Here is a 20,690-nt window from a genome sequence, read left to right on the forward strand (position 1 = left end):
GAGAGGTAGCGTCCCAGGCCGGTCTGATCGATCGTGTCGGTCAGGACCGTGCCACCGGCTTGGGTGATGGCCGGGATGGGGGAAGTGTCGATGTGCGGGTGCGGGTACAGGCCGGTAGACTTCACTTCGAAGGTGATCTTTCTTCTGCGGGAATTGAACTCTAGACAAGTCCTATTTTCCCAGGTCAGAGGTCACCTTCACCTATTCATCCACACCCCGGACACCCCACACCATGAAAAACCCAGGATAGTGCACTCGGATCGCGGCAGTCAATTCAGGTCACGAAAATTCCAGCAAGCACTGAAGCGGCACAAACTCCGTGGGTCGATGGGCAGAGTCGGGGCGGCTGGCGACAATGCAGCCATGGAAAGCTTCTTTAGCCTCCTGCAAAAGAACGTGCTCGACAGACAATCGTGGCGTACGAGGCGAGAGCTTCGCCTCGCGATCGTGACCTGGGTCGAGGGCAAATATCATCGCAAACGCCGCCAACGAGGTCTCGGGAAACTCACACCGGTGGAATTCGAGGCCATAATGAGAAGTGCAGTCGACTTGGCTGCCTAATTAATGGAAACCCGAGTCAACTAAACCTTCAGCAGACCCGTCGGCGCCGATGACGAAATCGAAACGCTGTGGGCGTGCGCCACGGAACGTGACATTCACGTAGTTCGAACTCTGCGCGAGCTCGGTGATGGTGTCGTTGAAGATCCACTCGATACCGTCACCGAGCTGTTGGTAGAGCAGGTCGACGAGATCGCCGCGGAGGATCTCGATCTCCGAGATGAATCCTTCTCCCGAACGCATCCGTCGGCATGGCGGCGCGTGTCTGGCCGTGTGCGTCGACCCAGGACATGCCCGCCTGCTCGAGGCCGATCGCACGCGCCCCATTGAGCAGCCCCATACGGTCGATGACTGTGCGTCCGGCGCCGCGCAGGTCGACGGCTTGACCGCCGGGCCCTGGGCTGGGAGCGATCTCGACGATCGTGACGGAGAATCCGTGCCTTCGAAGCCAGTAGGCGCATGCCAGTCCTGCGATGCTTGCGCCAGAGATGAGTACTCGTCGTTCATTCATATTCATGACGCCAAACCTAAGGAAGGCCTGAGATGGTGAGCAAGCTCGTACTAGTACAGCGATGCTGAGACCTGCTCCACTGTGACGGAATGGCAAGGTTCTCATCGCTTGCCAACGCTGGTGTTCTAGTACAGGATGGCAAGGGTGGGAACGTCATCTGCGGAGATCGCTGCCGAGCTGCGGGCGCAGATATTTGCTGGAGAATTGCGGCCCGGGGAGATGCTTCCTTCTGCCAGGGAGATCACTGGTACGTGGAATGTCGCAATTGCAACGGCCAGTCGTGTGCACGCACTACTGCGATCCGAGGGACTGGCGACACCGGTGCCCGGTGTCGGAACGGTCGTCGCGACAACGGCACCAGGGGCAAGGGGTGGGCGCAGCTCACGAGACGCACCCCAGCACCCACAACGGCGGCAGCATGTGCAGCGTCCGGTGCCGGAAGCAGATGATGCCGTTGCGGAACGCATCGTAACTGCCGCTGTTTCCATCGCCGATGTCGAGGGTATTGACTCGCTTTCGATGCGGAGGGTCGCGAATGTGGTCCATATGGGGTCGGCCACGCTATATCGGTTCTACCCGAGCCAGGAACATCTGCTTTTCGCGATGATGGATCGTGCGCTTCGCGATTGGTCTGCGGGTGATGAAGTCGGGACCTGGCGTGAAGATCTGATCCGCGGACATCGAGAGCTGTGGCGAGTGTTCCGACGGCATCCGTGGCTTGCTCCGCAGCTTTCCGTCACACGCCCGCAATTAGTGCCCGCAGCACTCGTCTTCGCAGAGTGGGTGATTCGAACACTCACTCGGGCGGGTATCAGTGCCGAAGAAGCGATGGAGACGCACATTCTGCTCTTCACGCAGGCGCGAGGCACGGCAATTTTGCTCGAGCCCGAAACAGAGGCAGAATCTATCACCGGTGTCGATGCAGATACCTGGATCGATGAGCGTATCGACAAACTCGAGCAACTCAGTTCGAATGAGAACCACGCCGCGCTGAAATCCTTGATCGGCTCGGGTTATGCCCTCGATCTTGATCGTGCCTATGAGCGCGGTCTGGCGCTTATGGTGGACGGGATCTTTTCCCGTCTCGCGCGAACCCGCTGAGCGTCGAATGAGGTCACGATTCGCTCGAGGTCAATGACGCTGTGCGGGAGTGAGAGAATCCGTCGATCAGTGCTGTCAGGCCGAAATCGAATTCCCGGTCGCGTTCAGGAACGCTCGCATTGCCGACCTCTGCGGTTTGCTCCTCCAGTACGACACCGACGGTGTATCGGCTGACCGCGATGAGCATGCTGATGGCTGTCTGTTCATCGAATCCCTGAGACACGAGAAGCCCGACTTGCTGACCGGAAGCCTCAGCTCCTTCGTCGGTGTCGTCGCCGGATGGTCTGCGGTGGTGCTCAGCGTGGAGACGCGCACCGTCACGGACCGCGTGTAGTGCGTGGCGGAAACTTCTTGCGTTTCGCAAGAGAAATGCGTCCCATTTCTCGTCGGACTCGGGGAAGGAAGCGTGATGCTCTCGGTCAAGCACGTCGCTCGCCAGCGCTGCGAGGAGTTCGGCCTTCGTGCGGAAGTGCCAGTAGAGGCCGGGCTGCTGTACCTGTAAGTGAGCCGCCAGCGCGCGAGTGGTGAAGCCATCGAGCCCAGTCTCGTCGAGCACCTGCCGGGCCCCGAGCAACACGGACGTGCGGTCGAGACGCTTCCGGTGGTGAGTCATAGTTGCACTTTATCATCGATAACTTTATCTTAGATAAAGTGACTGCTCGCTACTCTCATCGTGGAATCCTGACAGCCGTGCTCATCACGGCGACCCTCGATGCTGCAGGGCTGGGCCTCGTGATGCCGATCTTGCCTACCCTTCTCGACCAGGTCGGTGCCCCCGACGACATGATCCCACTGCACGTCGGACTACTGACAGCGCTCTATGCGATCATGCAGTTTCTTTGCGCCCCGATCCTTGGCCGACTCTCTGACCGTTTCGGACGCCGCCGCGTGCTTGTCGCCTCCCTCGCAGGCGCGACGATCGACTACCTCGTGCTCGCACTGACGGACACGCTGTGGGTCTTTTACCTCGCCCGCGCGGTTGCAGGCATTACCGGCGCCACGAACGCCGTCACCGCGACGGTGATCGCCGACATTACTCCGCCGGATCAGCGCGCAAAACGCTACGGGTGGCTCGGCGCATGCTACGGCGGTGGCATGATCGCGGGTCCCGCCATTGGCGGTCTTTTCGGCGGGGTCTCACCGCATCTGCCATTCCTCGTCGCCGCCGCGCTCGCCGGAATCACCCTCGTACTCAGCGCGAGTCTTCTGCGTGAGACGCGGCCACCGGGCAGCAACGGCTCGCACGCACAGCAACCCGGTACGGCGAAGCGAACCGCAGTGCCGGGGATGCTTATCCTTCTCGCAGTCTTCGGCATCGTGCAGTTCATCGGCCAAGCACCAGGCTCCACCTGGGTGCTCTTCACGCAGCAGCGCCTCGACTGGAACCCCGTCGAAGTCGGCGTTTCGCTATCCATCTTCGGAATGGTGCAAGTATTCGTGCAGGCGGCACTGACCGGACGCATCGTGTCCCGGATCGGCGAGACCCGGGCGATCCTCGTCGGTATCGCCGCAGACGCCATTGGGCTCATCGGCCTTGCCCTCATCGCCAGCACATGGGCGATGCTACCGATCCTCGCAGCGCTCGGACTCGGCAGCATCACGTTGCCCGCACTGCAGACGCTGCTCTCGAGACGCGCGCCCGAGCAGCAGCAGGGACGCCTGCAGGGAACACTTGCAAGCCTGAACAGCCTCACCTCGATCATCGGCCCGGTCACCTTCACCGGCATTTTCGCACTCACCCGAACGAATGCAGACGGCACCCTCTGGATCTGCGCCGCAGCGCTCTACGTTCTCTGCGCCCTCCTGATGATCCGTGAGACATGCGCCTCACGGCGATCTCGATAACCGCGCTAAGGTGCCATCCCGATGCGACGGGATCGCTCTGCCACCAGTCAAGTCTCCCGTAGCCGGTATGAGCTGACAAGCACGGATATGGTGACTCGCTCGGGCAGGTCGTCGTCCGAGACCTCTGCCGGGGTGATGTGCCGCGCACTCGGCGTCATTCCGAGCAGATCGCGAGCCGTTTGCGGTTCAATCTCTGCGATGTAGCCGACGTGTTGATCTCGCTCCTGTTCGAAGAACGGTGCCAGGGCGTCATGCAGGCGTTGCTCCTTGGAAACATCGATAGTCACCGAGTCGGGCACATCGCGGCGCAACTCGGCCAGGTGGTCGACCGTCGGACGCACCACGATCAGGCTGCCGTTCGGGCGGAGGACCCGGTGAAACTCGCCGGGGTTGCGCGGAGCGAACATGTTCAGCACAGCATCCACCGACTGGTCGGCCAACGGATACGGGCGGAACACGTCCCAGCTCGCTGCGGCTGCTCGCTCGTGGACGCGCGCAGCGACCCGCAGCGCACGCACCGAGGAGTCAAGCCCCAGGCCGCGAGCCCCGGTCACTTTGTCGAGCGCACCGGCGAGGTAGTAGCCGGTACCACAGCCAACATCGAGAACTATGCCATCACGAGGGATCGTATGAGACACCATCGTCGAGACGGCCCGGCGTATCGGCTCGTAGGCGCCGGTCGCGAGGAAACGTTCTCGAGCTTGGATCATCGGCGCATCATCCCCGCTGATCGCATTAGTCCCAGACAGTAGGCTGACGTAGCCGTGCCGAGCGATGTTGAAGGTGTGTCGCTGACGACAACGCAGTGCCCCCGGTGTCAGTTCGAGGCGACCGGCGCAGATCGGGCACCGGAGTGAGTCACGGATAGCGCTGAGGCCAGGTGCGGCCAGGGCTGACATGATGGTCTACCTCTCTTCGGTCGAACGACGGTGTCAAAGACGATCTCGGCCTTCTGGGGGCGAGACAACGACTCTCACACAGTCATCGGCGGTCTTGTGGGATCCGGAGTTGGAAAGTTGGTTGAAGTCTTAGGAGCCGTCTTGCACATTTACGGGTACAGGACTGCCTTACACGGGGTATCCGTAGCGAAGTAGCAAGATGATTCCGGACGCAATCGCGAAGACGAGAAACGTCAAAGCAATCCAGGGGCATGCCCAGCGGCTGGTCGCATACGTACCACGCTTCAGAGGTGGAAACATGGTGACGAGACCGGCGACTTGAACAACAGCGAGCACAAGGTAGGACCAGTCTTCGAATATCCATGCCAGGGGAATAAAATGCAACGCCACACATATCCCGATCCACCACCCGTACCAGCGAGTCAATCCCCGCCGGGCGAGAAAAATACATCCGACACCGATGAGCACAGCTTCAGCAAGAACAATGAGACCAAACACCCAATAGCGACCCTCGAGAGCAGTTGGTGTTGTCCAATTGCGCCATACGAGGAGCCCGGCAGCTATCGCGATAAGCATTCCCAGCACTGAACCCGTACCGAGGGCGCCTCGGAGCCGAGGTTTGGGGTCTTCCTGGGACCACCCGAGCCATGCAGCGGCCATCATGGACAACCAGGCGACCGCGAATGCTTGATCTCGTAAGAAATCCGTTAGCATGTATCTCCTCGTACACCACGGCGCCGTGAAATGTCGGTGTATCCAATTGTGTCACACGAAGTTGCCCGATCTCTTGCTCGACCGTCGCGCAGTTCAATTCGGGACAAGCTGATTTAGATATTCGACGAGCCCGTACCCGCGGGCGACTTCGTGCTCTGTTAGATAGTGCGAGGGCGAATAGCTAGCGAGCACGAACACGGTCAGCTGTTTGTGGAATCATTCGCTGGCAAGAGTCGTTCGCGTAGCTGTTCATTCAGCATCACCTCTTTGCGCTTCATCAGCGGCGTGAATGGACAATGTGGCGGCCACATCGACCGATGAGGGACCTCCGGGAAAACCGGCCTGGGAGATGATCACAGCCCCGAAAACGGCGCTCCAAAAGGTTTTCGTGGCGCGGTCGATGTCTTGGTCTATCGTCCAGTGCTGCTCCCATAGCTTTCTTACTAAGAACTGCTCTGACTGGCGAAACAGGACATTGAGTCCAGCTTCAACTTCTGGCTGCAGCGTGGGGTTCCCGCGCGCGAGTGCGAGGGCGCTCACTACAACCGTTATTGACGGCATGGTCAGAGCAGTTCGGGCAAGGACTCGCTTCATGGCATCCGGCGTGCTGGCTCTACGCCCGGCTTTCTGCAGCCGCTCCGTATCTCGCAGAAGCAACCCGAATGCGACATCAACGTACAGTGCATCCTTGGACCCAAAGTGATGAGTGATCTGGTTGGGATACACCCCAGCCGCCTTTGCCAACTCGCTCATTGTGACCTCTACAAACTTGCGGTCTGTGAAGAGCGTCATTGCTGCGGCACGAATTCTACGGCGCGTGCCCGCTCCTCGCACCACTTGCTTGCGCTGGTTCTTATCGCTCACGCATCAATTGTATGTGATACAGTTCAACTTGATCATCATACAAGTTAGGGAGAGTCTTGATGCGAATTGCAATGACGGGGTACGGGGCGGTAACCCCGCTGGGGGCTGATGTAGAAGCCCTGTGGTCCGGGTTGCTTGAGGGGCGCTCTGGCATTTGTGAACTCGACGGCCTCGGCGACACATGGGCCAGTCTCCCGGTGCGTGTCGCCGCTCCGGTAACGACTGATCTCGAAGTGGTGCTCAGTCGCGTTCGCGCACGGCAGCTTGACCGCAGCCAGCAGTTAGCGCTTGCTGCGACCAGAGAGGCATGGCTTGATGCAGGCCTTTGCGACATAGACCCCGAACGTCTGGCTGTCGCAGTGGGCACTGGTGTTGGTGGCGTAGAGACACTCCTTGAGCAGGATGACGTGCTCGAGAGCCGGGGTGCGCGTCGTGTTTCTCCACGCGCCGTGCCCATGCTGATGCCCAACGGTGCCTCGGCTCAGATCAGTATCGAGTACTCCGCGAAGGCCGGTGTGTACACTCCGTCTTCGGCCTGCGCATCCGGAGCCGAGGCTATCGCCTTGGGAGCACGACTCATCGAGGCTGGCGAGGCGGATGCGGTAATTGCAGGTGGTGTTGAAGCGGCAATCACCCCGCTTACTCTGGCGGGCTTCGCGCAAGCGCAAGCGCTCGCGAAGCCCGACGGCGGCGACGTCACGTGTCTTTCCCGCCCATTCGACGCCAACCGTAGAGGCTTCGTGCTGGGTGAGGGTGCCGGGATCGTAATCCTTGAGAGTGAGAGGCACGCTGCCGCACGCGGTGCCCGCGTCCACGCCTGGCTCGCCGGTTGGGGCATCACCGCGGACGCGCACCACATCACCGGCACCGAACCAAGCGGACATGGGCAGGTCCGCGCCATTCGCAAGGCACTCACAGTGGGTGATCTCACGGTGAACGACATTGACCATGTGAATGCCCACGCGACCGGGACAGTCGTCGGGGATCGCGCTGAAGCACAGGCGCTCGTTGAAGTTTTTGGGGAAGACATCAACGTCACCGCCCCGAAGGGTGCGCTCGGGCACTTGGTCGGAGGGGCGGGAGCCGTCGAAGCGATCATCACGGCACGAACCATTGAATCAGGGATCATTCCCGCGACTGCCAACCTTCAAAGTATTGATCCCGAGATTCATCTTGACGTGGTCACGGAGGCTCTCCGCACTCGGGTCGGGGCAGCGGTCAGCAACTCCTTTGGGTTCGGCGGACAGAATGTGACGCTCGCAATCTGCTCAGCATAGAACCATTCCTCCGAGGCAATCTTATGCTTTGCGGGGGCCGCACATGATGGAAGAGAGGTAGCCGATTCCTGCGAGGAGGTGGAGAGCTGCTCCGATGACGCAGAATGCTTGACCGGCGACGCCGAATAGATGGAGGTTCGGGATCGCTCCGAGTCCGACGAGCAGAATGCCTGCCATCAGGACGGCCGTGCGAATCTTTCCGATCCATGACACTTCGGGAGCATGGCTGGGGCGGACCATCAGGTAGGTCACACCCAGCGCTACATCTACCGCTGCGATGCCGAGCGCAACCCAGATGGAAACGTGGCCAGCCATGACAAGTGCCAATGCGATCACGGCCACACCGATACGATCAGCGACCGGGTCGAGCACGGCACCGGTCTTGCTGGTCTGGCCGAGCTTGCGGGCGAGGGCGCCGTCGACCCAATCACTAGCCCCGAAGATCGCCAGGAGTACCACGGCGAGCACTGGTCGCGAGCCGTCCACGAGGAGGACCGCGACCGGGGCGACGAGCGCAAACCGGAGCAGCGTGACGGCGTTGGGGATCGTCGCCCAGTCGCGAGGGCGCTTGCTGTCTGTGGTGCGATTCATGGGTGGACTCTCTTTCGGTAGCGAATAAGCAGCCAGCCCGTCACGACAATGGCGAGGACTGCCAGAGTTGGGAGTGTGAATTGTTCGACGGCGTCAAGGAGGGCGCTCCCGACGGCTCTGTTGCAAAAATCGTGAAGCTTGAGCATGCTTGGCGGAGATTGGACGGACGGAACGATGACGGATTTCAAGTGGCGCCATTTCCAGGGTGATGTGATCCTGTGGGCGGTGCGCTGGTATTGTCGCTATCCGATCAGCTATCGCGACCTTGAGGAAATGCTGGCGGAACGCGGCATTTCGGTCGACCATACGACGATCTATCGCTGGGTCCAGTGCTACGCCCCGGAGATGGAGAAGCGGCTGCGCTGGTTCTGGCGGCGTGGCTTTGATCCGAGCTGGCGCCTGGATGAAACCTACGTCAAGGTGCGGGGCAAGTGGACCTACCTGTACCGGGCAGTCGACAAGCGGGGCGACACGATCGATTTCTACCTGTCGCCGACCCGCAGCGCCAAGGCAGCGAAGCGGTTCCTGGGCAAGGCCCTGCGAGGCCTGAAGCACTGGGAAAAGCCTGCCACGCTCAATACCGACAAAGCGCCGAGCTATGGTGCAGCGATCACCGAATTGAAGCGCGAAGGAAAGCTGGACCGGGAGACGGCCCACCGGCAGGTGAAGTATCTCAATAACGTGATCGAGGCCGATCACGGAAAGCTCAAGATACTGATCAAGCCGGTGCGCGGTTTCAAATCGATCCCCACGGCCTATGCCACGATCAAGGGATTCGAAGTCATGCGAGCCCTGCGCAAAGGACAGGCTCGCCCCTGGTGCCTGCAGCCCGGCATCAGGGGCGAGGTGCGCCTTGTGGAGAGAGCTTTTGGCATTGGGCCCTCGGCGCTGACGGAGGCCATGGGCATGCTCAACCACCATTTCGCAGCAGCCGCCTGATCGGCGCAGAGCGACAGCCTACCTCTGACTGCCGCCAATCTTTGCAACAGAGCCCCTGGCACTGCGCCACCGTTTCGGAGAAGTCGTACATCTGCATGGGCGAGGTCTGGGAATCCGCGGGCAGCAGGGCTCGGGCCCGCCCGGTCTCGCCCGGGACCACCAGGAACACCATGCCGGTCGAGTCGACGGGAATGCGCAGGAAGTGCAGTTTGTCCTTCCCCGCCGAGTACGACAGGCCACGCGCATCCAGGTCCAGATTCTGCACCGTGCTCAGGTACTCCCCGTCCTCCTTGAGGACCGCGACCTTCGCCGAGTTGTCGTCCTCATCATGGAGGTAGAGGATCAGCTCCACCGCGCCCAGGACAGGGTGGTTGAATCGCACGGCGTCCACGATCGTGCACTGCAGATTGCTGCACTGTTCGATCGCGCCGTTGTCCGGCAGGCTCATCGCATACGTTCCCGGGCGCGAGGCCCCGGCCCGGCCCGCCGCATGCCGCTTGGCGGGCGCGCCGCCGGGGTAGGCTGCGGCCGGACCACCGTCGGCGGCGCGTGACGCGTCCTGCCCTGAGTTGTCGGTCGAACCCTGCGCGCTCGCGTCGGCACCGGGCTGCCCGGAGGCCTCGGGCGCGGCGGTGACGTGCGAGCCCCGGCCCGACAGATAGCCGATGCCCGTCGCGGCCAGAAGAAGCACCACCACCCCGGCGAGCGCGGAGACGAGGAGCAGCCTGCGGCGTTTGCGTGGTGCGGGGTCGGCGGGCACCGCGGACGTTGCCGGCACGGTGGTCGCCGTAGGGACGCCGGTCGGAGTTCCCATGCCGGTCGGTTGGAAGGGCCGCTGGGGAGAGCCGGAAGTCGGCGCGGCGGCATGGGGGTGGTCCGGAACCTCATAGTGTTCGGACTCGGACTGGGGCAGCGACCACTGTGGCAGCCCGGACCCGGCCCCCGGCTCTCCCGCAGTGCCGGTGTCGTCGTTATTCGAGGACATACGCCTTACCATTCCAGCGTGCGGTCTGCGAGTTCACCTTCAGCGTGTAATAGCCCCGATCGTCCAAGGGTCCCCACCGCACGTCGGAGTCCTCGTCCAAATCGTCGGCCTCGGGCAACTCGGAGATGTCCAGGGGCTGGAAGTAACCGTTCGCCATGGGGATCAGACCGTCGGCGGTGCCTCCGTCGAGCACGGGGGATTTGATGAACAGCCGTTTCGTGGCGTCGGCGGCGGGGGACAGGAAGTGGAAGGCATTGGCGAGTTCCGCGCCGGTCAGGTCGAAGGTGTTGCCCCACAGGATCGGCACGATCTGCACGGTCTGGTCATCGGCCAGGACCGCGATCCGGCACTTCTCGGAGGGGTCCACGCTCTCGCGCCCGTCGACGTAGAGGACCACGGTCAAGAGGCCCTTGGACTCGTGCTGGTATTCCACCGCATCGGCGAGCTCACAGCTGTCCTCCGTGCACCCCTCGATCGCCGAGGCCGCCGGCGGGTCGACGGGCCGCGCCTGCCCGGCTGTGGCCTCGACCCCGGCGGGACCGGCGACAGAGCTGATGGGCGAGGTCGCGTCGTCGGCACTACCGGTCGAGGCGAATGCACCGCATCCGCCCAGAGCCAGTGCCGGGGCGAGGAGGATGCTGGGCAGGCGGAATGCCCGCGTCGCACGACACAAAGGGTGGGGCTCAGTTCTCGAGGACATATCCATCTCCCTTCCTGTGCCAGATATAGGTCTGTGGATTCTCTTCCTTTGCCACGACCTTGATGCGGTAGTAGCCACGCGAATCGATTCCGTTCCAGTCCATGTCGGCTTCTCCCTCGAACTGGATCTGGTCCCAGTCGATGACGGTGCTGTCCGTCCTGGTGAAGTAGCCGTTCTTCTCCATCTTCAGCGACAGAGCCTGAGTGCCGTCCAAGTGCAGAGACTTTCCGAAGATCCAGCCGGATCTATCCGTTGCGGGGCGCATGAAGCGGAAGTCCTCGGCGACCTCGTCCAGGGGTGAGAAGCTTTCCATCGCCGAACCGGTGTCGCCAGGGTCGACACCGGCGACCTTCCCCTCCGTAGTCATCACCTTGCCCGCGGAGTCGACGACATAGATGGCACCGTAGGAACCATATGGCTCGCCGGCCGGACCCGTGTTGGACCGAGCCACCATCGCCAGCGTCAATGCGCCCTTGGACGGATGCTGCACCTGGATCGCATCGGTGACCCGGCATTTGTCCGCGATCGTGCAGCCGGGGAAGATGCTCACCGGTGGGGGAGCCACGGAGTAGGAGTCGGTGGTCCCGCACAGGCACAGCACGATCTTGGTGATCGTGCCGCTGGGCTTCTGACCCGCCTGGTGGGAATCCGCCCCGTCGAAGTACATGCGGTAGCCCAGGCCGTTGATCGGATCCGCAGCGTAGGTTGCTGCACCATCGGCCACGGGGGTGGGCAGATCGGGATCCTTGTAGAGTTTCTCCGCAGCCGAGATGTCGTCGCCGACCTTCACCCCGTCAAGGGTAGTGGCCTTATCGGTGATGATCTCGCTGAGCTTCCCGTCCACGAAGACCAGGGTGCAGTCACGCCAGACGATCTCCACCCTGCCGGAGCCGGCAACGTCCTCGTCGAAGTCCGCGGCCTGCTTCGCCTGGTCGGCGCTCATGCCCGGGCGTAGTCCACCATATCCATCGGGGGTGAGCTGTTTGGACGTCAGCCCCGGGTTCAGGGTGGCCGCCAGCCGGGTCGTCAACTGGGCGTCGTTGACAGCGTCCCAGCTGGTGCCCTGCGTCGCCTCGGACAGACACGACAGCTGCCTGCTGGTCCGTCCGTCCACCCGGAACCCCACGGTGTGGATGTGCAGGCCGCCGTCGGCGCCCAGGTCCTTGGCCACGGTGCACGGGTTGAGTCTCTCGCCCTGATCGGCGCAGGTGTCGATGCCATCGGACAGCAGCACGATGGAGCGCTCGCCGGAATCGGGCAGCTCCTTCGCCGCGGTCTGCAGTGCCAGGGCGATGGGAGTGTAGCCCGAGGGCTTGATCCCATCGACCTTCGCATCGAAGGCCCTCTTGTCGATCGCCTTGGCCTTCAACAGCGTCGTGACGTCCTTGCAGCCCTTGGCCTGTGCGGAATCCGCGTTCGAGGTCCCCGTCCCGTAGGTCAGCAATGCGGTGCTCTGGCCCTCGGGGATCTTCTCGATCAGTCCGTGCACGGCGCGCTTGGCTGCGGCGAAGCGCTGGCCGGGTGCGTCCTCGGCTTTCATCGAGCCGGATGCGTCGAGCACGATCGCGGTGGGGACCGGCTGGATCTTATCCTGCACGGGCCGGCCCTCGCCGGTTCCCCCGGCCTGGTCAGCGGCCCCATCGGAGGTCTGGCCGCCGGGTGGGAAGGGGAGGAGGGAACAGCCGGTCAGGCCCAGCAGGACGAAGGCCAGCGCTGCGGCGATGACGGCGCTGAGGCCCGCACGCAGGGGTTTGAAGTGAGGGATCACCCCGTGATCGTATTCCACCCCACGGCTGCGCCGACCGGGTTTCCGCCCGCCGGGGCATACTGGTTTTCCAAAGTTTTCAGAATCTTCAAAACCCCAGGTCACAGGCCTGCACAGACCATAGTCGACGGTCGCCCAGCTATTCGGTTACGTACCCATGGCCGTCGTAATGGTATGCGCGGGTCGTGCCATTCGCGGTCGCGTTCAGCACGTAGTGTCCGCTCTGGTCCACATCGCCCAGCGCCAGGGTGTCCCGGTCGAATTGGAAATCTGCGATGTCGGGAACGTCCAGCTCGTAGGTGGTCCCGTACCTGCTGGGTTTCCACATGATGGGGTTCTTCACGCCCGGTGCGCGGAAGAACACGGTGCCGTCGCGGTCGGTTTCGGGGGTGAAGAACTTGAACGAATCGCGGTGCTCGTCGACCTCGGCCGCATCCCAGCGGAAGGCCGGTCCCACTGCCTCCCCGCAACCGCCCTCGGCGTGCGGGTCGCAGTCGGCGACGGAGGCAGCGGGACTGCCCATCGGATCGGTGACCTTGCCATCGGCGTCGACCACCCATAGGAAGCCCGTGGCCGCGGTATCCCCGTACTTCTTCGATGACTGGTTGTAGACCATCATCATCGTCAGTGTCAGCGGACCCTTCTCCGGGTGCCTGACCTGGACTGCGTCCACGGTGCGGCAGGTGTCGCCCGTGAGGTGTTCGCATCCGGGGAACATCCGCAGGGGCGGAGGGGCGACGGAGTAGGAGTCGTTCGTGGCGCAATCGCACAGGGTGATCGAGGTGATCTTGCCGCTCGGATTGGCGCCCGGAGTGTGCGCATCGGCACCGGTGAAGGCGATGCGGTAGCCGGTCCCGGTGATGGCATCGGCGGTGTAGCGCGCGGACCCGTCGACCACCTGGGTGGGCAGGTGCGGGTTCTTATACGTCGACTCCGCCTGCGAGATATCGTCTCCGGGGGCGAGGCCGTCGATGGTGCGGGCGGTCGACGTGGTGATCTCGCGCAGTTTTCCGTCCTCGAACACGACTGTGGCCCCATGGTAGGCCAGTTCGGCGCGGCCGGTGGCAGGTATTTCGCCTTCCAGCCCTGCGGCTGTGGCCGCCTGTGCGGTCATCCCCGGTGTCAATCCGTGGTACCCGGCGGGCGAGAGCCTGGTGTCGGCCAGCGGACGATTCAGCGCGGCGGCCATGCGCGCGCTCAGCTGTGGGCCATTGAGCGCATTCTGGCTGCTCCCACCGGTCTCATCGGCCAGGCAGGTCAGCTGCTTGCTCGTCGGTCCATCGGCCCGGAAGCCCACCGCATGAATGTGCAGGTCTCCGTCGGCGCCCAGCTCCTGGGCGACCCGGCAGGGGTCGAGGCCCTCGGCGTCGTCGGAGCAGGTGTCCACTCCGTCGGTCAGCAGCACGATCTGTCTGGGTCCGCTGCCCGGCAGCTGTGCCGCGGCCTGTTTGAGCGAGTAGGCGATCGGGGTGTAACCGGCCGGTTTCAGGTCGGTGATGGCGCGTTTGACCCTGCCCTTGTCCACCCGGCCGAATTTCGCCAGGGTCTTGACGTCCCGGCAGCCGGCTGTCTTCTGCGCGAAGGAACTGTCGGTGCCGGTGCCGTAGGCCAGCACTGCCGCCTGTTGTTCCGGTGGCAGGGAGTCGATCAGTTTGGTCACGGCACGCTGCGCGGCGGTGAAGCGCACCCCCGGCGCATCGTCGGCCTTCATCGAGCCCGAGGCGTCGAGCACGATGGCAGTGGGGATCGGCTCGGGCGGCGGGGCGGTCTCCTCCTGCGCCGAGGTTCCCGCCTGCTCGTCCGCCGAGTCGCCGGATCCTCCGCCGCCGAAGGGCAGGAACGCGCAACCGGTTAACCCGCAGATCAGGATGAGGATGAGGGCTGCGGTAACGGTGGCTGAGAGGCCCGCGTGCCGCGTCGTTGAGTCGGGGGTCACATGATGATTCTATTCGGTCGGCCGGGACCAGCGGTCCGAACCGTTCACTGCGCCGCCGGTACGCAGAGGATACTGCCGGCCGGGCGGAGCTCGCCGTCGACGGTGACGCTGCCCAGACCGCACACCTGCTGTTCGGTGCCGGTCATCACCAACATGGGGGAGGTCACCTTCCGCCTGTTCTCCACCTTCCGTTCGAGCGCACGGGCATCGGTGGAGTTCGCTCCGGGGAAGATGCGCATGATCACCCGCTGGCCCGTTTTCATCCCGATCTGATCGAACCGTTCCACGGTGCCCCAGTAGGCGTGGCAGGCGGCCGAGTGCACGAGCTTCACCTCGACCTGTTCCTCATACGCGGACTGCCTCTTCACGACCACGGCATCGCCACTGCACGTGGTCATGCTCGGATCGGCGCCATCCTTGGGGTCGATGTGCCGGGTGAGGCCGACGGCCTCCGAGTGCTCGTCCGAATCCCGGGCAGTCCCGGGGCTCAGTGTCATGGCGGTGATTCCGCCGATCGTGGCCGCGGTGACCAGCCCGGCGGCGATCGCGGTGCCGAACAGGAGCCTCGACCGCGGTCTGCGCCCGTGTGGTTCGGGCTCTGCCGGTTCCGGCGGTGTCTTCGGCAACCCGTTGCCCTGCGCACCGTCGCCGGTGTGCTGGGCCGGTGCCGGACCGGTCGGCTGGGCCGGCGGCGCAGTGGCCGGGTCGATACCCGGCTGGACACCTTCGGCATCCGTCTGCCGGGTCCGTCCCTCTGCGGCCAGGATTCGGGCGCGTTTGCGCAACAGTGGTTGTGGACTCACCTCGAAGTACCGGGCAAGTCGGTAGAGCGTCTTCTCCGAAGGCAGGGAACTACCGTTGAACGCAGCGGAGAGCGTGGCGTTCGACAGCTCGACCTTGGTCGCGATCTTCGCGAGTACGGGGTCGCCGCCCCTCATCCGCAGCACGCGCAGGTCGTAGGCCAGCGAGGCTCGGTCGTCTCTGCTCGCCTCTGGGGTATCCGGGGTCGAAGGTCGTTGCTGTGTCATCGCGGAGGTCCTTGGGCCTGAAAGTGGTCGGGGTGGATGGGGTGAGTAGGGGTTCAGGCGCATACAGGGGGCCCGAGTTCCACCTTCTTCCCCGCGATCCCCACCGTGGCGACACCACAGACCGTCCGGTCGATCTCCGGTTCGACGATCATCGGGGTGTAGACGCTCTGGGCGTTGTCGAAGCGCCTGGTCTGGGCGCGGTCGCTTGTGGGATCCCCCTGCGGGTAGATCGTCATCTCGACGAAGTTCCCACCCGACTTGCCGTCGTAACGGGTGACCCGGCCCCACATGGCCATGCACTGATTCGAGTAGAGCATTTCGATCAGAAAATCCTCGCCGCGCCGCTTCTCCGACAGGGCGATGATCTTGTCGTCCTTGCACCTGGTGGCCATGGGGTCGGCCCCATTGGCGCGTTCCAACAGTGGGTCCGTCGGAGCGAACAGATTCGTCCCGGGGCTCGGCGCGGAGACCAGGCGGCTGCCCAGGACCGAACCCCCGACGGACAGGACTATGGTGAGGATCAATGCGAGGAGCGCCGGACCCGCTGTCAGGGGACGGCGGTACCACTTGGTGGGGGCCGGGTGCGCGGCTGCGGGTACCGGCCCGGCCGAGTGCGCGGGCCCGGCCGGCGGGGTCGGCCGGGCCCGGGACTCCGGCGGGACTTCGGTACCCGTGCTATCGCGTTTGCGCCGCAGGTCATCGTAATCGGCGTTGAAGTACTCGACCAGACGGTAGAGGGTGTTGTCGGAGACACTGCCCTTGCCGTTGAAGGTGTCGGACAGGACGGTACGGGACAGCCCGGTGGCCTGCGCGATGTCATCGAGCCGGGGATTGCCCTTACTCAGCCGCAGTTCTCGCAACTCGCGTGCCAGGTCTTTGTGAGTAGATGGCTCTGTCATGGTGCGTCCTGGTTATGCGTTGCTGTTAGGAAGTTCGAAATATCCGAACCTAACCGATTATTCCGGATTCTGTTCCCTTCGTCATCTCCCCAGTTCCGGGGATTGTGCTGGGCAGGGCAGCACACCGTCCTGGACTGCGCGCTGGTAGAGGGCCACCTTGTCGTGTGCCGGCCGCCCGGCCTCGCGGTATTTTCTCCGAATGTGTTTGACATGGTCGGAGACCGTCCCCTCGGAGATACTCAGCGTATGGGCGATCCAGGCTGCGGTGTGTCCCAGCGCGTAGTGGGCGAGGACCTCGGTCTCCCTGGGGGACAGCCCCGCCCGGGGCCAGCGCTCGTCCGGAGCCGGCGGACGCGGGGCACGTGCGTCTTCGCGGCTGTCGGTCGAGGCCGCCCTCTGCAGGGCAAGGGTCAGTGCGGTCACGGGTTCGGCCTTGCTCACCACCCCGATCAGATCGCAATCGCGAAGCGCACGCCGCCGGTAGGGATCCTCATCGCCGATCAGTGCGATGACCACTGCGCCGGCCCGCCGCAGTCTGCTCACATTGTCCTGCGGCAGGATTTCGTCGTTGACATTCAAACCGAGGACCACGATGCCAGGGCACGGGGAACCGGCCAGGAGTTCGGCCACGGTGGGGAAGCCACCGATGAAGGTCAGCTGCGGGAGCTCGCCGGCGGCGGCAACGACGGCTGCGCGGATATACGAATGGTGGGTGTCGACGAGTGCGATGTCCATGGTGGCCTCTCGGAGGTGGTGCCGCTCCTGCCAGGACGGTGGAGACTGCGAGTAGTGCTGGTGTAGGGCCAGTGTGTACCCGGTCGAGTGCTGGAACGCCTGAATCCGCTTCGAATCGGAAAAACCGAAACTATTGAAACTGCGAACGGGGATATATGTGGATCGTTCGTTAAGCTGAGGACATGAATGATGCTCGTGCGGATGCGCACCCCCTTGACCGGGTCATCGGGACGTCGGACGTCGATGTCGATACTGTCCGGGCAGCCACTGATCCAGCGTTTGCGAACATGGTCGGACCCTATGGCGGAGCGACCGCGGCCACCGTCGTCGCGGCCATCGAACGTGATCAGCGGGTCCACGGCAGACCGGTCGCGCTGACCCTGAACTACGCGGCGCCCGTCGCCGATGGCTCCTACGAGCTGCATCGGACGCCCGTGCGCACGAACAACTCGAACCAGCACTGGACGTGCACGGTCGAACAGAACGGGTCCACCGTGCTCACCGGCTCCGCTCTGACCGCTGTCGAACGGGGTGGCTGGACGGACTTGGAGGTAACCGGACCGGTGGCACCGGCGCCCGCGGAGGTCCCCGTGGCGAAGCCCGTGCGCGGCCTCGCCTGGCTGGACAACTACGAGATGCGCTTCGTAACGGGAGCGTTCCCCGTCGACGGCGCCGAGGCCTCGCCCGATTCGACCACCACCGTCTGGGTGCGCCACGCCCGTCCACGGGGCTGGGACTATCCGGCCCTGGCCTCGGCCTGCGATATCTTCGGACCCCGGATCTTCAACCGTCTGGGCCGCGCGGTCCCCGCCGGCACCGTCACCCTGACCAGTTACTTCCATGCGGGCCCGGACGTGCTGGCAGAGCAGGGGGAGTATCTGCTGTGCACGGTGCGGGCCACCCAATTCTTCTCCGGCCTGGCCGATCAGCGCGCGCAGATCTGGGGAGCCGACGGCAGCCTGCTGGCGACCACTACTCAACTGTGCTACTACAAGGCCTGAAGAACCCACGGGCTTGGCGCGGCCCCCGGGTATCCACGGTGGCCTCGCGCACATAAGGGGAACGGCCAAGTAGGCTGGGGCCATGACCGCTTCCGCTTCGAACTCGCAGGCCTCACCCGAATCGACTACGGATGCGCCCTTCGCCCGTCGGGCGAGGTTGTCTGCGTGGGCCTCCTTTGCGCTCGCAGTGGTCTTCGTCGCGCTGGGCATCGGGTGGGCGGTGATGGCCAGGCCGACGGCAGCGCCCAGTTCAGTCGAGGTGGTCGAACAGGCTGATGCAGCGGATCCCACCCTGCTCAAGGAAGAGGTCGGGAAGCTGCGATTCCACCGGCCGGTTCGTGTGGTCGTCTGGTTCCGCACGGGGGATTATGCGGACAAGCTCAACGAGGAGACCCTGAAGTGGGCCCGCTCCAATCCCGATATGAATCTGCTGTCACCGGACGGGAGGAAGTGGGCGGACGGCACCTTCATCCTCACCGTTTCGGTGGAGAGCAATGAGGTGACCGGCTCCGGCCAGGTCGGGACCTACTTCGGCGAGGACGTTCGGGTGGAGTCGGGCGACGGGCACGATCGGGAGAAGAAGATTCAGCAGGCCGGATCGGATGCCTTCAAGCGGATGGACTGGACCGAGGGCGCCGTGCAGGTCACCAGGGCGGCAGCGGACTTGATGGCCCGGCCCTGGTATAAGACGCCACTGTTGGCCCTCATCATCCCGGGTATCTTCGTCGTCGCCTTCGCCCTCAACGGTGCGGGCACGCTGCTGTTGCGCAAGGGCTTCGTGATGGCGGCCGGGAAGTTCGACTCCACCACGGTCGGGGTCAACGACCGGGTCACCGCCGCGCAGGAGATCCCCGACGTCGGCCTGGGGGAGAAGATCCGCGCCACCGCCGGGGAGGTTCTGCGCATCTACGATGACAGCCTGAGCCAGCGCACGGCACTCAACTCCTTCGCCTGGCCCGTGATCAGTCCCGTCAACGGCCGGATGACCTCGCGGCTGAAGGATTTCGCCGGAAACGTCGACACCATCGTGGATGCCACGCATATGCTCCAGAACGCCATCGTGCTCTACAACCGCGACTCCAGCTGGGAACAGATCTGGACCGAGGAGATCAACGAGACGGGCCGGGCCCTGCGCGGTTTCGCCGATCCGCGGTTGGCCAACCGCGTCGGCGTGCAGCGGGCGGAGGAGTTCAAACGCTTCGGAGCCGCCGGCGAGGCCGAACTCGAGGACATCAGACGCTCCGGAATAGAAGGGGGCGGCGAGAACATCGTGCAGTGCCTGGACCGGATCGCGGATCTGCGGAAGCGCTTGAGCGCACAGACCCAGGAACTACAGGCGCGGGGCACCGCATATGCGGGAGGGGCCGGCCGCTACATCTCGAAGGCGATCGACAAGGAGCAGAGCCGGGCAAATGGGGCCTCGCGGTCGATCACCGGCTATTACGACCGTCCATACTTCTCCACCCCCACTGCCTTCATGATCGGCTACGTCAACGGTCAGCACAACTATCAGCGCGCGCAGCAGAGCTCGTCGTCCTCATCGGGTTCGTCAACCGGCTACGGCTCCTCCGGCGGCGGTTTCTCCGGTTCCGGCAGTTCTTCGAGGTTCTGAGCACAGTGCGGGGAATGAGAAGGGGTGCCGCGGCGGTGGCCGTGCTGGTCCTGGCAGTGCTGACCGGCTGCGCGGGTTCCGGTGAGCCCGGTTCCGGGCGAACGGGGGCGGGGGAGTCCACGGCTGCATCGACTCGGGCATCGTCCGCGCCGGCCACGCCCACCGCCGCGGCCCCGACGCCCGTTGCCGCGCCGAAGATCCCGGCCCACGGCAGCGGCAAATGGCAGGCGGTGCACAAGGGCTCCAAGGCCAGGGGGAAGGGTCGCCGGGTCGATGTGGCCGTCCGCGTGGAGTCGAATCTGCCGATCGACGGGGCCGAGGCCACCGGCTTCATCATGGCCACCCTGCGCGATAAGCGGAGCTGGCAGCAGCTGGACGGAGTGCGCTTCGCCCTGGTGCCCAAGGCGGCAACAGCCGATGTCGTGGTCAATATCGCCAGTCCCGACACCACCGACCGGATGTGCCTGCCATTGAATACGGTGGGCAAGCTGTCGTGTCGCAACGGCCGCAATGTCATCTTCAACGCGCGCCGGTGGGTTGGAGCCGCAAAGGGGTTCGGCTCCTTGACCCAGTACCGGCAGTATCTGGTCAATCACGAGGTCGGCCACGCCCTGGGACATGGCCACGCCTATTGCGGAGGCAAGGGCCGGACCGCGCCGTTGATGATGCAGCAGACCAAGGGGCTACACGGATGCAAGCCGAACGGCTGGCCCGCAGTGAAGTAGGAGAA

Annotated in this window: 19 protein-coding genes and 2 pseudogenes; 9 read left to right on the plus strand and 12 right to left on the minus strand. The window is 64.0% G+C overall.

The window, feature by feature from the left end; all coding sequences use genetic code 11:
• Positions 1 to 246: 246 nt before the first annotated feature.
• Positions 247 to 561, plus strand: a pseudogene (locus tag NQ038_RS03070) (transposase); the annotation flags it as partial.
• 157 nt (positions 562 to 718) lie between these two features.
• Here the strand turns inward: NQ038_RS03070 and NQ038_RS03075 are convergent.
• Positions 719 to 1,174, minus strand: a complete 456-nt coding sequence (locus tag NQ038_RS03075) for an NAD(P)-binding protein (protein WP_083078715.1) — start codon at positions 1,172 to 1,174, stop codon at positions 719 to 721.
• 30 nt (positions 1,175 to 1,204) lie between these two features.
• On the opposite strand from NQ038_RS03075, the pseudogene NQ038_RS15550 reads away from it, so the two are divergent.
• Positions 1,205 to 1,402: pseudogene (locus NQ038_RS15550) on the plus strand (GntR family transcriptional regulator); the annotation flags it as partial.
• A gap of 87 nt (positions 1,403 to 1,489) precedes the next feature.
• Positions 1,490 to 2,170: a TetR/AcrR family transcriptional regulator gene (locus NQ038_RS03080; RefSeq protein ID WP_049620402.1), complete on the plus strand. Its 681-nt coding sequence runs from the start codon at positions 1,490 to 1,492 to the stop codon at positions 2,168 to 2,170.
• Positions 2,171 to 2,183: 13 nt separating this feature from the next.
• On the opposite strand, the gene NQ038_RS03085 is transcribed toward NQ038_RS03080, so the two are convergent.
• Positions 2,184 to 2,783: a TetR/AcrR family transcriptional regulator C-terminal domain-containing protein gene (locus NQ038_RS03085; RefSeq protein ID WP_010889966.1), complete on the minus strand. Its 600-nt coding sequence runs from the start codon at positions 2,781 to 2,783 to the stop codon at positions 2,184 to 2,186.
• A gap of 38 nt (positions 2,784 to 2,821) precedes the next feature.
• On the opposite strand from NQ038_RS03085, the gene tet(Z) reads away from it, so the two are divergent.
• Positions 2,822 to 4,015, plus strand: a complete 1,194-nt coding sequence (tet(Z), locus tag NQ038_RS03090; protein ID WP_114950139.1) for a tetracycline efflux MFS transporter Tet(Z) — start codon at positions 2,822 to 2,824, stop codon at positions 4,013 to 4,015.
• 47 nt (positions 4,016 to 4,062) lie between these two features.
• On the opposite strand, the gene NQ038_RS03095 is transcribed toward tet(Z), so the two are convergent.
• The gene (locus NQ038_RS03095; protein ID WP_010889964.1) at positions 4,063 to 4,914 is read right to left on the minus strand and encodes a putative RNA methyltransferase; all 852 of its coding nucleotides are present in this window, start codon (positions 4,912 to 4,914) and stop codon (positions 4,063 to 4,065) included.
• A 963-nt stretch (positions 4,915 to 5,877) separates the two neighbouring features.
• The gene (locus NQ038_RS15555; RefSeq protein ID WP_049620400.1) at positions 5,878 to 6,492 is read right to left on the minus strand and encodes a TetR/AcrR family transcriptional regulator C-terminal domain-containing protein; all 615 of its coding nucleotides are present in this window, start codon (positions 6,490 to 6,492) and stop codon (positions 5,878 to 5,880) included.
• 59 nt (positions 6,493 to 6,551) lie between these two features.
• Between NQ038_RS15555 and NQ038_RS03105 the strand changes: the two genes are divergently transcribed.
• Positions 6,552 to 7,769, plus strand: coding sequence for a beta-ketoacyl synthase (locus NQ038_RS03105; protein ID WP_197077862.1), 1,218 nt, complete (start codon positions 6,552 to 6,554; stop codon positions 7,767 to 7,769).
• A 21-nt stretch (positions 7,770 to 7,790) separates the two neighbouring features.
• On the opposite strand, the gene NQ038_RS03110 is transcribed toward NQ038_RS03105, so the two are convergent.
• Positions 7,791 to 8,360 (minus strand): CDP-alcohol phosphatidyltransferase family protein, encoded by a 570-nt coding sequence (locus tag NQ038_RS03110; protein ID WP_092919881.1) that lies wholly within the window; start codon positions 8,358 to 8,360, stop codon positions 7,791 to 7,793.
• A gap of 174 nt (positions 8,361 to 8,534) precedes the next feature.
• Between NQ038_RS03110 and NQ038_RS03115 the strand changes: the two genes are divergently transcribed.
• On the plus strand, positions 8,535 to 9,299 hold the full coding sequence (locus NQ038_RS03115; RefSeq protein WP_001389365.1) for an IS6-like element IS6100 family transposase: 765 nt from the start codon (positions 8,535 to 8,537) through the stop codon (positions 9,297 to 9,299).
• On the opposite strand, the gene NQ038_RS03120 is transcribed toward NQ038_RS03115, so the two are convergent.
• The 7 genes from NQ038_RS03120 to NQ038_RS03150 all read right to left on the minus strand — a co-directional run bounded on the left by NQ038_RS03120 (position 9,271) and on the right by NQ038_RS03150 (position 17,347).
• On the minus strand, positions 9,271 to 10,284 hold the full coding sequence (locus NQ038_RS03120) for a hypothetical protein (RefSeq protein WP_257048877.1): 1,014 nt from the start codon (positions 10,282 to 10,284) through the stop codon (positions 9,271 to 9,273). The two genes, NQ038_RS03115 and NQ038_RS03120, sit on opposite strands and share 29 nt — an antisense overlap.
• A complete protein-coding gene (locus NQ038_RS03125) occupies positions 10,271 to 10,984 on the minus strand; it encodes a hypothetical protein (RefSeq protein WP_257048876.1) in 714 nt (237 codons plus the stop codon). The genes NQ038_RS03120 and NQ038_RS03125 overlap by 14 nt, the downstream gene beginning before the upstream one ends.
• On the minus strand, positions 10,968 to 12,752 hold the full coding sequence (locus NQ038_RS03130; protein ID WP_257048875.1) for a VWA domain-containing protein: 1,785 nt from the start codon (positions 12,750 to 12,752) through the stop codon (positions 10,968 to 10,970). The genes NQ038_RS03125 and NQ038_RS03130 overlap by 17 nt, the downstream gene beginning before the upstream one ends.
• 136 nt (positions 12,753 to 12,888) lie before the next feature.
• A complete protein-coding gene (locus NQ038_RS03135) occupies positions 12,889 to 14,685 on the minus strand; it encodes a VWA domain-containing protein (protein ID WP_257061848.1) in 1,797 nt (598 codons plus the stop codon).
• A gap of 44 nt (positions 14,686 to 14,729) precedes the next feature.
• Positions 14,730 to 15,713: a helix-turn-helix transcriptional regulator gene (locus NQ038_RS03140; RefSeq protein WP_257061853.1), complete on the minus strand. Its 984-nt coding sequence runs from the start codon at positions 15,711 to 15,713 to the stop codon at positions 14,730 to 14,732.
• A gap of 53 nt (positions 15,714 to 15,766) precedes the next feature.
• Complete coding sequence (locus NQ038_RS03145; protein WP_257061855.1) at positions 15,767 to 16,612, minus strand: helix-turn-helix domain-containing protein; 846 nt, start codon at positions 16,610 to 16,612, stop codon at positions 15,767 to 15,769.
• A gap of 81 nt (positions 16,613 to 16,693) precedes the next feature.
• Positions 16,694 to 17,347, minus strand: a complete 654-nt coding sequence (locus NQ038_RS03150; protein WP_257061856.1) for a LuxR C-terminal-related transcriptional regulator — start codon at positions 17,345 to 17,347, stop codon at positions 16,694 to 16,696.
• A 287-nt stretch (positions 17,348 to 17,634) separates the two neighbouring features.
• Between NQ038_RS03150 and NQ038_RS03155 the strand changes: the two genes are divergently transcribed.
• From NQ038_RS03155 to NQ038_RS03165, 3 genes are all read left to right on the plus strand, one after another.
• Entirely contained in the window at positions 17,635 to 18,348 is a 714-nt protein-coding gene (locus NQ038_RS03155; protein ID WP_373456771.1) for an acyl-CoA thioesterase, read from the plus strand.
• A gap of 82 nt (positions 18,349 to 18,430) precedes the next feature.
• Positions 18,431 to 19,960 carry a DUF5129 domain-containing protein gene (locus NQ038_RS03160; RefSeq protein WP_257061858.1) on the plus strand — a complete coding sequence of 510 codons (1,530 nt, stop codon included), beginning with the start codon at positions 18,431 to 18,433 and terminating at the stop codon, positions 19,958 to 19,960.
• A 14-nt stretch (positions 19,961 to 19,974) separates the two neighbouring features.
• Entirely contained in the window at positions 19,975 to 20,685 is a 711-nt protein-coding gene (locus NQ038_RS03165; protein WP_257048868.1) for a DUF3152 domain-containing protein, read from the plus strand.
• Positions 20,686 to 20,690: the final 5 nt, after the last annotated feature.

This window comes from Brevibacterium sp. 50QC2O2 (assembly GCF_024580675.1).
Classification (GTDB): domain Bacteria; phylum Actinomycetota; class Actinomycetes; order Actinomycetales; family Brevibacteriaceae; genus Brevibacterium; species Brevibacterium moorei.